We start from the raw sequence: 12,288 nt of genomic DNA on the forward strand, positions 1-12,288 counted from the left end.
GAGGTGTCCGTGCTCACTTCTTGGGCATCTGCTGCTGGGCCTTTTCGAGCTTGGCCCGCACCGACTCGGTGGTCACCGGCCGGCCGGCGGCGGCATCGGCGAAGAGTTCCTTGACCGCGGTGCCGACGACGGTCTCGAACTGCGACTCCTCGGGGACCTGAGGAAGCGCGGTGGCACTGGTGGCCAGGGTCTCGCGCAGGACGGCGAGTGCCGGGGTGTTGAAGGCCGGGTCCTGCTGGGCGGTCTTGACCGGCGGGATGGCGCCGTAGGCCTTGTTGAGGATCACCTGCTCTTCGTCGCTGGTCATGAACTTGACGAACTTCTTGGCGCCGTCGATGTTCTTGGTGTTCTTGAAGACGGCCATGTTGATGCCGGCGACCATGGAGTTGGTGGCGGCACCCGGGCCGGGCTTTCCGGACTGCACCGGGGCGGGCGCCACTCCCCACTCGTCTTCGTTCATGCCCTGGGCCTTGAAGGTGGCCGACGCGGTCTGCCACAGGACCATGGCCGTCTTGTCCTTGGCGAAGTCGCTCAGGGACTGGTTCTGCGCGTATTCGGCGTTGCCCGGCGCGATGATTTTGTCCTTGGCCATCAGGTCGACGTACTGCTTGACGGCGGCGACCGCCCCGCCGGAGGTGAAGTCGGCCTTGCCATCGGGGGTGAAGAAGTCCGCGTTGTGCTGCTTGCCGAGGACGAACACCTGGTGGATGTTGTTGGAGAGGTTGGATCCCTCGGCGCCGAGCCCCCACGTACCGTTCTTGGAGAGCTTCTTGCCGGTCTCCACCATCTCCGCCCATGTGGCGGGCGGCTTCTGGATGCCGGCGTCGGCGAACATCTTCTTGTTGTAGTAGAGCGCGTAGGCCATGGAGTACAGCGGTACGGCGGCGGGGTCCTGGCCTTGGACACCGGTGGAGCCGAGGGCGGAATCCACGAAGCGGTCCTTGCCGCCGATCGCCTCGAAGTTCTTCGCGTCCCAGGGCAGCAGGGCGTCGCTGGACTGGAGGGAGGCGCTCCAGGTGTTGCCGATGTTGAGGACGTCGGGGCCCTGGCCGGAGGTGGTCGCGGTGAGGATGCGGTTGAGCAGGTCTCCCCAGGGCACCACCTCCAGCTTCACCTTGATGCCGGTCTCCTTCTCGAACTTGTCGAGTTCGGGCTGGAGGACCTTCTTGTCCACCTCCAAGCTGGCGCCCTGGTTCGAGGCCCAGTACGTGAGCGTTTCCGGCTGCTCGTTGGAGCCCTCGGAGCCGGACGTACCCCCGCCGCAGGCGGCCGCGGTGAGAACGAGCGAGAGGGTGACGGCGCCGACGGCTGCGGCTCTGATTCTGCGCATGACTGCAGGGGCCTTCCGGGAGGTGGACGGACTTCGCCTGCGGGGGAGGAATGCGACGCGAGTAGCGTCCCGCGTTCGGATCCCGGAACCCGCCACTTAATTTAGGATGTGAGTTAAACCTCAAGCGAAGGTCGCGTCAAGGCCTCGGTCACATGTAAGTTGCCTGCAGGACAACGGAGATGAGGGGGCAGGGTGAAGGTGCGCAGCGGCCGTACCGTGCGTGACCTGCGGCGGGAGAACCGCACCGCGGTACTGCAACGGTTGTATTTCGACGGGCCTTTGAGCCGCTTCTCGCTCGGCCCGGTCACCGGCCTGAGCTCCGGCTCGGTCAGCAACGTGGTGTCCGAGCTCGTCGCCGAGGGCCTGGTCGAGGAGGCCGGCAGCGTCGACTCCGCCGGCGGCCGCCCCCGCATCCTCCTGCGTATCCGCGCGGACAGCGGCTACATGATCGGCGTGGATATCGGTGAGACTCGCGTGCGGATCGAACTCTTCGACCTGACCCTCACCGAACGCGCACGGGTCGAGAAGCCATTGGAGACCGAGGGCCCGCGCCGGACCGACCGGTACGACGTCGGCGTCGTCGTCGGCCATGTGCGCGAGGGCATCCCCGAGGTCCTGAGCCAGGCCGGGATCCCGGCGGAGCGGTTGCTGGGCGTCGGCATCGGAGTGCCGGGCATCGTCGCCAGGACCCCCGAGGACGGCGCCGTGGTGCACGGCCAGACCATCGGCTGGGACGCGGTCCCGCTGGAACGGCTCCTGCGCGAGTCGCGGCTCCTGCCCGAGACCGTGCCGTACTACATCGACAACGGCGCCAAGACACTCGGCCAGGCGGAGATGTGGTTCGGCGCCGGGCGTGGTGCGCAGAACGCCGTGGTGGTCCTCTTCGGCTCCGGGGTGGGCGCCTGCCTCGTCACCGACGACATGCGCTCCGGCCGGGCCGTGGAGTGGGGACACCTGACCGTACGGGTACGCGGCCGCCACTGCCGCTGCGGCGCCCAGGGCTGCCTGGAGGCGTACGCGGGAGCGGAGGCCCTCCTGGAACGCTGGTCCGAGGCGGGCGGCCGGCCCCCCGTCGGCGCGGACGAGGAGACCGCGCTGACCGCGATGCTCGCCGCCGCCTACCCCGCCACGGGCGCCGACGGAACGACGGCACCGGCCGATGCGACCGCTCTGGCCGTCCTGGAGGAGACCGCCGAGTACCTCGGTGCCGGTTTCTCCGACCTGATCAACCTCTTCCAGCCCGAACGCATCCTGGTCGGCGGCTGGGCGGGACTGCAGCTCGGCCGGCGTTTCCTCGACTCCGTGCGGACCTACGCCACCTCGTACTCGCTGAAGTACCCGGCCGCGCGCGTCGAGATCGACCTGGGCACCCTTGGACCGGACGCCGTCACCGTCGGAGCCGCGATCCTGCCGGTCGCCGACTTCTTCGCCCGCGGCGGCCGTCGCGCCGAGGCGGATCCGGAGGAGCAGAGCCCCGCCTGGCAGACGACTCTGCGGGAACGGGCGGCGCAGTGAGGAGGCTCAGCCGGTGACCGCCCGGCGCTCGACCGTCACCGCCCCTTCCCACCGCGGGTCCCCCGCCGACCTCCCCACCATGAGCCGGTACGGCCCCGGCTCCGTGGACCAGGCGCGCTCCTCCTCCGACCAGTGGCGCAGGGCACGGGCCGGCACCGCCACCTCGGCGGTCACCTCCCGGCCCGCCTCCGCCCGGACCGCCGCATAGCCGCCGAACCAGCGCACGGGCCGCTCCACGGCCGACCCCGGCCGGGCCACGTAGACCTGAACGACCTCCCGCCCGGCGCGGGCCCCCGTGTTGCGGAGCCGTACCCGGACCGTGAACGCAGCGCCTGCCGCGATCTCCGTCGGCGCTTCGACGGCCTCGTACTCCCAGGTGGTGTAACCGAGTCCGTGGCCGAACCAGAAGGCCGGTTCGCGCCCGGCCCGCAGCCAGGCCCGATGGCCGACGTGGAGGCCCTCGGCGTAGTCGAGACGGCCCGCCACGGGCCGCGTGCGCGTCACGGGCGCGTCCGCGAAGGACGCGCCCCAGGTCGTGGGGAGCCGACCGCCCGGTTCCGCCAGGCCGAACAGGACGTCGGCGAGCCCCGCACCGGCCTCCTGCCCCGGGAACCAGGCGAGCAGCAGCGCGCCGACCTCGTCCCGCCACGGCATCTCGACCGGGCCGCCGCTGTTGACGACCACGACCGTGCGCGGGTTGACGGCGGCCACCGCCCGTACGAGAGCGTCCTGGTGCCCGCCGAGGGACAGGCCGGTTCGGTCGTACCCCTCGGTCTCGTCGTGCTCGGTGGTACCGACGACCACGATCGCGGCGTCCGCGTCCCGGGCAGCCTCCACCGCGGCCGCCAGCGCGCTCGCCGCATCGGGGTCCGGCGGCGCCGCGGTGACGATGGTGGCGCGTCCGCAGCCGGGGACCAGCTCACGCCGGGCCACCACGTGCACCGGCCGCTTCGAGGTCAGCGCCACCCGGGCCGTGTGCACGGGCGGATTGACGTGGACGACCGCCGGGTCGTCCGTCTCGCGGGGGAACGTGCCCTCCAGGACCGTACGCCCGTCGACGGTGAGCGTCATCCGGCCGAAGCCCCCGACACCGAACGACCACTCCCCCGCCCGCTGCGGCCGCAGGCGCGCGCTGATCTCCACCGTGTGGGCACCCGGGGGCAGGTCCGGCTCGAGCTGGCGGCCCGAGAAGCGGTGCTCCGCGTACAGCTCCCGCCCCTCGTCGTCCAGCACGCGCAGCAGCACACCGGGAGCACCCGACCTCGGGTTGCCGCACCGGTCGGTGTCGAGCGGGTCGGGAGGGGCCCCCAGGGGCGGGCCGGGCGCGTGCACCACTCGGGCGCGCCCGCGCAGCCGAGCGCGGATTCCGGCCAGGGGGGTGACCACCTCGGACGGGAAGACACCCGCGCTGCCACCGCCCTGTGTACGCGGTGCCGCGGCATGCGCACCGATGACCGCGACGGTGGCAAGCTTCGCCGGATCGAGCGGAAGCACCCCGCTGTTGCTCAACAGGACGGAACCGGCCGCGGCCGTGCGCCGCAGCAGCGTACGGGGCTCGCGGGAGCTCTTCACGGACATGCGGCGGCGCGGCGCGAAGGCGCCCACCCGGTCGGCGAGCCGAAGCAGTCGCCTCACCTTGTCGTCGACGGCTTCCTCCGGTACCAGGCCGTCCTTCACCGCCCGGACCAGTGAAGCGCCCCAGGGGCTCTGCGGGCCCGGCATCGCCAGGTCGAGCGCGGCACGGGCCGGTTCCTCGGTCGACCGCAGCGCGGCCCAGTCGGACACGACGACGCCGTCGAACCCCCACTCCCCCTTGAGGGGTTCCCGCAGGAGTGGGCCGGCCGTCATCGTGACGCCGTTGACAGCGTTGTAGCCCGCCATGACGAGCCACACCCCCGCCTCGACGGCCGCCTCGAACGGCGCGAGGTACACCTCCCGCAGGGTGCGATCGGACGCCCGCACGTCGACGGTCAGCCGGTCGGTCTCGGAGTCGTTGGCGACGTAGTGCTTGGCCGTGGCCCCCACTCCGCGGGCCTGGATGCCCCGGATCAGGGCGGCCCCGGTGCGACCCGTCAGTTCGGGATCCTCCGAGAAGCACTCGAAGTGCCTGCCCCCCAGCGGGGTCCGGTGGAGGTTCAGCGTCGGGGCCAGTACCACGTCGACGCCCTTGCGGACGGCCTCCGCGGCCAGCAGCCCACCGAGCTCCTCCACAAGGCCCTCGTCCCAGAGGGCTCCCAGCGCCGAGGCGGAGGGGAGCAGGGCGGAGGGGCGCCGCTCGTCCCAAGCCTCACCGCGGACACCGGCGGGCCCGTCCGACATCACCATCTCCCGCAGCCCGATGTCGGCCTCCCCAGCCGTGCGCCACGTCGTCGCGCCGGTGAGCAGACGTACCTTCTGCTCAAGGGTCAGCTTGCCCACGAGCCGATCGAGCGTCCTGTCGTCCTTCATTCCCGCCCTCTCATTCCCGCCCTCTCATTCGCAGCTGCTCCGTCGTGGCCCTGCCCGGCGGACACCGGGCAGGGCAGAGGGCCCGGCCGCCCTCGCGCGAGCGGGAACGGCCGGGCCCCGGGGAATCCGGTCGGTCAGGGCAGTCGGTAGTCCGCGTTCAGGACCGCGCCCCGCTGCGGGTGGGTCTGGTCGTAGCCGCGCGCGTCGCACTGGAGGCCGCCCACGATGCAGTGGTCGACCATCGCCTTGAGGGTGCGCTCCTCCCACGCGTTGAAGAAGTCGTAGTGGAAGGAGTAGCCGCGACCGCTGGCCAGCCGGACCCGGCTCATGTCGCCGTTGACCGGGAAGGCCATCTTGAACTCGATCATCGGCAGGGCGACCGGGTGGGAGGCCGGGCACATGTTGTCGTTGGTGCCGGGTTTGACGATCGGATAGGCCATGTGGCTCTTGTGGTCGGGGGTGTCGAGGTACCTGCCCTCCCAGCAACTGGGGGCCTGCATACGGATGTTGAGCTGTACGTCGGGACGGCTCGGGCAGCTGGCCGGGATGTCGACGTTGAAGAAGCTGTCACCGCATTCCCAGCCTTCGACGAAGCCGCGGTCGCGGCGGAACTCGTCGGCGCTCTGCGTCGGATCACCCACGACGAACCGCAGCCCCTTGGGGAACGGCCGCACGCTGGTGTAGTCGGTGACCCCGGCCTTGTAGTAGATGACCTGCGGGCCCACCGGGAGGATCTTCTTGTCCCCGTTGTACAGGGACGGCATCCAGTACGCGGACGCGTCGGCGGGTGCCTTGCAGGTGGTCCTGCCCCCGTAGAGGCTTGCGGTCGTGCTGGCGGCGTTCGTCGTCGTGTTTCCCATGAAGGTGTGGTCGTGGGACTTGCCCGGCTGTCCCGGGTACACGATCGGGTCGTCCGGCGCGGTATGCGTGACGGAGCAGTTGGCCTGGAACTCGTGGAAGTAGCGCGGCGGCGGGGTGGCCGTGGACGGTGTCACGCCCGTGACCTGCGGGACGGCCGGTACGTAGCCGTCGCCGTCGGGGTCGTCGCCGGACGTCTGGGTCGACACGGCCATCGTGTGCCCGGCGTGGCTGCCGGCCGGGGTGGGACTTCCGGGATCGGCCGCGGTGGCGACCGTGCCGATGCCGAGGACCGTTGCGACGAGAGCGCTGCCGAGAAGGAGCGCGGGGAGTCGTTTGGAACGCCATCTCATGGAGGGCCTCCAGCCCATGGGTGGGGGTGGTGACCCGGCAGGGGGCTGAGCGCTCCCCCTGCCGGGGGCGTGGCGTGGTGCGTCAGCTGTAGACGCCGAACTCGTGGAGCGAATAGCCCCAGCCCGTCCCGCGGGCCGTCAGGTGGAGACGGACGTGCCGCGCGGTCGCCACGACGTCGATGGTGTCGATGTCGCCGTTGCCCGTCGTCGTGGTGTGGACCGTGCGCCAGGTGCTTCCGTCGTCGGACACCTGAACCTCGTAGGACTTCGCGTAGGCCGGGTCCCACACCAGCTGGAGCTTGCGGATGGCGGTGGGGGTGCCGAGGTCGACGCGGATCCACTGCGGGTCGCTCCAGTCGCTGGCCCAGCGCGTGTCGGCCCTGCCGTCCGTCGCCTTGGCCGGCTCACAGGGGCAGTCGCCGTACGACGCCTGGAAGGAGGAGGCGGTGGTCGGCTTGTTCAGCGCCGCGTTGGTCCCGGAGACCGGCGGGGCGACGACCTTGACCGACGTGGTCTCGATGCCGGCGTTCCCGCGGCCGTCCTCGGCCTGGATGTACACCTTCCAGACGCCCAGCTTCTCGGGCGCGGTGACGGCGAAGGTGCCGTTGCCGGTGGAGCGCCACCGGGCCTCGACGAGCCGCTTGTCGCCGTTGGCGTAGTTCCCACTGAGGAAGATCTTGTACGCGATCGGGTCGCCGTCCGGATCGCGCACCTCGGCGCGCACGCTGAACTCACCGCCCGCCGGGGCCGAGGAGGCGGGGCTGACGGCCATGTTCGTGATGACCGGAGGCGTGTTGTCGCCGCTGGTCGATCCGGTGTAGGCCTTCTTGACGGCGTAGTACGACAGCCTCTTCAGCCCGTCGGGCAGGAGGTTGAACCAGACGCCGCCGAAGTCGTGCTCGATGCCGTAGTGGAAGAGGGTGGCGCCGAGCGCGACGCCCCGGTGGCCGGTGGTGCAGTTCCACGCCTGGGTGTAGCCGTCCGCCTTCTGCACGTCGGTGGGCTCGTCCGGGACCCCGTTGGCGTCGTCCGGCACCTCCCACTCGCCGGCGGGCCCGCCCTCGGTGATGATGTAGGGCTTGGTGTAGCCGCCCGCCTCCCAGTCCTCCCGCACGTTGCAGATGTCGCCGTAGGAGTTCATCGAGTACAGGTCGAGGTCTGGCGCGTTGCGCTTGTAGTAGGGCCAGGCACCGGTCCAGGCGTCGGTCGAGGTGACCGGGTGGTCCGGGTCGATCGCGTGGATCTTCTTGGCCACGTCGTTGACGAAGGAGGTGTAGGCGTTGCGCTGCGTCTCCAACTGCGCGCCGCTGTAGCAGTTCTGCAGGCCGAGCACCGACTCGTTGCCGACGTTCCACATCAGGGTGCCGGGGTGCGACTTGTAAGCCTCCACCCACTTGGCGAACTCGGCCAGCATGGTGTTCTTGTACGTCGAGTCGGTCACGTAGTTCACGCAGCCGCCGCTGCCGGGGCCGCCGCCGGGCTGGAGCCAGAAGCCGTTGACGATGCGGATGCCGTGCGCGGCCGCCGAGTCCAGCAGCGGCTTGGTGGAGCCGTCCGTTCCCCAGGTACGGATGGTGTTGACGCCCATCGACTTCACATCGGGCATGTACTTCGGAGCGTCCGCGACAGACGGGCCCCAGGTCAGACCCTTGACCGTGTACGGCTGGCCACCGGCGGTCAGCTGCCAGTTCCCCTGAGAGCCGGTGACCCGCACCGCTCCTCCCGTGGCGGGCGGAGGGGTTCCGTCGGTGTTCCCGTAGACCTGGAACTCCCACAGGGAGTAGCCGTAGCCGCTGGACCGTTCGGTTCCCAGCATCCGGACATAGCGGCCGGAGCCGGAAACGGCGAGGTCGTCGGTGCCACCGTCACCGCCGGTCACGGTCTTCAGCGTCCGCCAGTCGGTGCCGTTGTCGGAGGCCTGGATCTGATAGCTCCTGCCGTACGCGCCCTCCCACGTCAGGACGGCACGGCTCAGGTTCGACCGCTGCCCGAGGTCGACCTGCACCCACTGCGGGTCGCTCCACTGGCTGGCCCAGCGGGTGCCGGTGAGGTTGCCGTCGAAGGCCGCCGACGCGGCGTATCCGTCTCCCTCCTGGGATGAGGCGGTGGCGGGCTTGCCCTGCGACAGCAGGGTGTCCGCCGCCTGGGCGGGCGGGGCGGCGAGGGTGAGCGTCGACGCCACCAGTGCGCCGAGGGCCAGCAGGGGGACGCCGGCACGGCGGCGGGCCGGGGCGGGTGGTGAGGAGGGTCTGGACACATCTGACTCCTGGCGGGTTGGAGTGCCGGGCGGGGCGGGGCCGCTCTCCTGGGGACTCCGGCGCCCGTCGGCGATGGTCGCGACGGCGCTCCCGGCTCGGGACGGCGCGGTCGGCGTTCAGGCGGTGCGCGGTGCGAACCGTTCGGGTTCAGGCACCGGGTGGTGGCCCCTCCGGGCCGGGTCGCGGGGATGTCACCCGGACCGGAGGGGAATCGCTGCCGGTCCGCACCGGATCATCCGGCGGCCGGCGGACCGGGTGTGTCAGGGGAAGGACACGACGGTGGACGGCACGGTCGAGGTGCCGGCAGGGACCGTGGATGCTCCGGTGTCGTTGATGACGTGGTTGTAGTGGCCCATACCGCCGAGGGACACCACCAGCAGGCTGTGGAACTTCACCCCTGGCTTGACCGGGGTCTTGAAGCCGTGGTCCTGGCGGATGCTCGGGTCGACGTTGTAGTTGCAGTAGCTGCCCAGGCCCCATGCCTCGTGGGTGTTCACCGATTCGTCCACCCGGTAGGCGGCATACCCCTTGGTGGTGCCGTTCTGGATGGCGGCCTGGTTGGGCGCGTCGTAGGCCTTCTCGTTCTGGTAGAAGATCGTGCGGCCGCGCTCGCCGTACCACTCGACGTCGTACTTGTTGAAGTGTTCGACGAACAGGCCGGTGGCCAGGACGTCGTCGCCGTTGACCCGCACACCGTAGTCGGCGCGGTTGGTCTCCCAGCCGACGCCGTCGCCGTGGTCGGCGCGCCAGACCCAGGTGTGGTCGATGATCACGTCGTCGCTGTTGACCACCATGCTGGTGGTGGCCTTACCGGGCCCGGCGCCGCCGATCCGGATGTAGACGTCCTGCACCGTGGTGGGGTTGGCCGCGTGGTCGGCGGCGGCGCCCTGGGGGCCGATCTCCAGCAGCGTCGGGGAGTTGACCGGACCCGCGTCGATGAGGAAGCCGGCGAGCTTGACCCCGTCCACGTCGGCGACCCTCATCGCCGTCACCCCGTTGTCGGGAATGATCGTCGCCAGGCCGAGGCCCAGCACGATGGTGTTCGCCCGGTTCACGTTGATGGTCCGGTCGACGCGGTAAACACCCGGGGTGAACAGCAGGTGCAGGCCCTGCTCCAGGGCGGCGTTCATGGTGGCGGCGGTCGTTCCCGGCTTGACGACATAGAACCGGCTCAGCGGAATCGACTCACCCTGCGGAGTGCCACTCGCCCACGTCGTGCCGCGCGCGGCGGTGCGCTTGGCGGGCGCGAAGACCTTGTACTCGTTGCCGTCGAGGTAGAGGAACGGCTTCTCACGCGAGATCGGGGTGGTGTTCAAGGTGGTGTAGCGGGGCTCCGGGAAGCTGGTCGCCGGGGCACCCTCGACGCCGGAGAAGACCTGGTTCCACACGGAGTTGGACCAGCCGCCGATCGAGCTGTCACGGGTGTACCACTGCTGCTGCGAGTAGTTGCCGATCTGCCCGTCGACCTTGGTGTCGGCGATGTAGCCGCCGCTGGCCCAGCCGTACCCGTTCGGTGCGAGATTCAGTCCGCCCTTGACGTGCATGCGGCGGAACGACGCCGCTTGTGAGACCGCCCACCGGTTGGTCCCACTCACCGGGTTCAGGGCCAGGTTCTCCGCGGCCCGCCAGAAGTTCTGGGTGGCGTTTCCGTTGAACCAGCCCGCGTCGACCGTCACGTCACCGTTGATGGTCGTGTCATCGGGCCGCAGCCCGAGGCCCGCGATCTGGGTGTAGAAACCGATCTGGGCGTTGAGGCCGTTGTACGTGCCCGGCTTGAAGAGGAAGGCGTGCCGGCCGCTGCCGAACTGCGCCGATTCCTGCTGCTTGAACACCTCGTCAAGCTTGGCCTGGATACCGGGGGTGGACGGGTCGAAGACGTGCACGTTGGGGCCGAGGTCACCGCCGCCCGGCAGGGTCGGGCCGTCGTCGCCCATGGAGCCGAACACCTTGAACTCCCACAGCGAATACCCGTACCCGGTCGCCCGGGCGGTACCGAGCATCCGGACGTAACGGGCCGTCCCGGAGACGTTCAGCGTCTCCGTGCCGCCGGTCCCCGTGGTGGTCGAGTAGGCGGTCGACCAGTCCGTGCCGTTCTGGGACGTCTCGATACGGTAGCCCTTGGCGTACGCGGCCTCCCAGCGCAGCTCGACCTGACTGATCGTGGCCGACGCACCGAGGTCGACACGGATCCACTGCGGGTCGGAGGCGGCGCTGGACCACCGCGTGCCGTTGTCACCGTCAACCGCTGCGCTCGCCGGCGTGCCGTAGTGCTCTTGGCTCGACGCCGTGACGGGCTTGCCCTGGGACAGCAATACGGGCGCGGCCTCGGCCTCCTGAGCGGGGGCGAAGGCGAGAAGGGTGGCGGCGAGAGCGGTGACCACCACACCGACGACACCGCTGCGGGCGAATCTGCGTGGTGCCGGTGGCGCCACGGATGGTATGCCAACTGTGGTCATGTGGGGGCTCCTTGGAAACGAGAACGACTCAGGAGAGCGCTCTCCGGAACCCTGCCCGTAACGACACGGGCGGTCAAGGGCTCCGTCGCCACTTATCTTTCGGCTTTCATTAAGCAGCAGTTGACGGCCTCGACGACTGGACGCATCGCGCGAATCACCGACGGCGGTCGTTCCCCAGCTCCGGAACGGCGTGGAGCTGAGGGTGTGCCGCCTGTTGGCCGTTCAGGCCAGGTGAGGCCTCACCGACCGGCCGAACGAGGCTGAGGGGGAAGAACTGCCGTAACACGTACGGCCCAGCCGCCACCCCCACGATGTCGCCGTGACGACCTCTGGGGAACAGCCGTCGATACGCGTGTTGTACGACGAGCCCCGCAGTGACCTGCGGGATTCGGCCCTTCCCCGTCCGGTCCGTGCCTACGTCGGGCGAAGGCGGCTACGGTACCGGTCGTGTCGCCTCCCGCCGACGGTGCGAGTAGTTCCCAGGTGAGGGGGAAGGCGCAATCCAGCATGAAAGGGACACCGCAGGGCGAGAGGCAGGAGGACGGGATGGTCACCGGGCCGCTCCGGGACGACGAAAACAGCGTTTGTCCAGAGGTCGGCGACGCCTTCACCGCCCGTTTCGACGGTGAAATCAGCGACGTCACCGACATACGACTGGCGGCACGGCTGTTCCTCGGCACGCTCATGCGCCATGACCCGTCAAGCAGCTCCGAGAGTGGGAGCGACATCCTGCTTGTGGTCACGGAACTGGCGTCCAACGCCATCCAGTACGCCCCCGGCCCCTTCACGCTGCGGATGCGCCGCACCTTCGACGGAGTGCACGTGACCGTGGCCGACCAAAACCCGGCTCCGCCCACACCCAGGACCTGCGACCCGACGCGCGGGGCCGGCGGTCTCGGCTGGCATCTCATCCAGGCGCTCTCTCGCCAGGTCAGCGTCGTGCCCAACCAAGGCGGGAAGGAGATCCACGCGTTTCTACCCTGGTGAAATCTCCAGGGCCGCACAGGCATCTAGTGCCGCATCAGTCAACGTTCGCCCTGTAGTGAGGCCCCGCCTGTCGACGGCTTCGG

The 12,288-nt window shown here is 70.1% G+C and carries 7 protein-coding genes; 2 read left to right on the plus strand and 5 right to left on the minus strand.

What is annotated here, in order from left to right; all coding sequences use genetic code 11:
* Positions 1-13: 13 nt before the first annotated feature.
* Complete coding sequence (locus BKD26_RS31150; RefSeq protein WP_084905203.1) at positions 14-1,330, minus strand: extracellular solute-binding protein; 1,317 nt, start codon at positions 1,328-1,330, stop codon at positions 14-16.
* Between the two features lie 192 nt (positions 1,331-1,522).
* Here BKD26_RS31150 and BKD26_RS31155 point away from each other — a divergent pair, with 192 nt between their 5' ends.
* A complete protein-coding gene (locus BKD26_RS31155) occupies positions 1,523-2,845 on the plus strand; it encodes an ROK family protein (RefSeq protein ID WP_084905205.1) in 1,323 nt (440 codons plus the stop codon).
* A gap of 6 nt (positions 2,846-2,851) precedes the next feature.
* On the opposite strand, the gene BKD26_RS31160 is transcribed toward BKD26_RS31155, so the two are convergent.
* From BKD26_RS31160 to BKD26_RS31175, 4 genes are all read right to left on the minus strand, one after another.
* The gene (locus BKD26_RS31160; protein WP_084905207.1) at positions 2,852-5,293 is read right to left on the minus strand and encodes a glycoside hydrolase family 3 C-terminal domain-containing protein; all 2,442 of its coding nucleotides are present in this window, start codon (positions 5,291-5,293) and stop codon (positions 2,852-2,854) included.
* A gap of 134 nt (positions 5,294-5,427) precedes the next feature.
* On the minus strand, positions 5,428-6,504 hold the full coding sequence (locus BKD26_RS31165; protein WP_084905209.1) for a DUF1996 domain-containing protein: 1,077 nt from the start codon (positions 6,502-6,504) through the stop codon (positions 5,428-5,430).
* An 82-nt stretch (positions 6,505-6,586) separates the two neighbouring features.
* Positions 6,587-8,761, minus strand: coding sequence for a discoidin domain-containing protein (locus BKD26_RS31170; protein ID WP_084905211.1), 2,175 nt, complete (start codon positions 8,759-8,761; stop codon positions 6,587-6,589).
* A gap of 261 nt (positions 8,762-9,022) precedes the next feature.
* Positions 9,023-11,218, minus strand: coding sequence for a discoidin domain-containing protein (locus BKD26_RS31175; RefSeq protein ID WP_084905213.1), 2,196 nt, complete (start codon positions 11,216-11,218; stop codon positions 9,023-9,025).
* 546 nt (positions 11,219-11,764) lie between these two features.
* Here BKD26_RS31175 and BKD26_RS31180 point away from each other — a divergent pair.
* Positions 11,765-12,205 (plus strand): ATP-binding protein, encoded by a 441-nt coding sequence (locus BKD26_RS31180; RefSeq protein WP_084905215.1) that lies wholly within the window; start codon positions 11,765-11,767, stop codon positions 12,203-12,205.
* The last annotated feature ends 83 nt before the right edge of the window (positions 12,206-12,288 follow it).

Source organism: Streptomyces sp. CB03238, assembly GCF_002099185.1.
Taxonomy (GTDB): domain Bacteria; phylum Actinomycetota; class Actinomycetes; order Streptomycetales; family Streptomycetaceae; genus Streptomyces.

Bases quoted from the DNA above. Each gene is read 5' to 3' on its own strand.
- BKD26_RS31175 (WP_084905213.1), bottom strand. From the start codon at position 11,218: ATGACCACAGTTGGCATACCATCCGTGGCGCCACCGGCACCACGCAGA.
- BKD26_RS31160 (WP_084905207.1), bottom strand. From the start codon at position 5,293: ATGAAGGACGACAGGACGCTCGATCGGCTCGTGGGCAAGCTGACCCTT.
- BKD26_RS31165 (WP_084905209.1), bottom strand. From the start codon at position 6,504: ATGAGATGGCGTTCCAAACGACTCCCCGCGCTCCTTCTCGGCAGCGCT.
- BKD26_RS31150 (WP_084905203.1), bottom strand. From the start codon at position 1,330: ATGCGCAGAATCAGAGCCGCAGCCGTCGGCGCCGTCACCCTCTCGCTC.
- BKD26_RS31180 (WP_084905215.1), top strand. From the start codon at position 11,765: ATGGTCACCGGGCCGCTCCGGGACGACGAAAACAGCGTTTGTCCAGAG.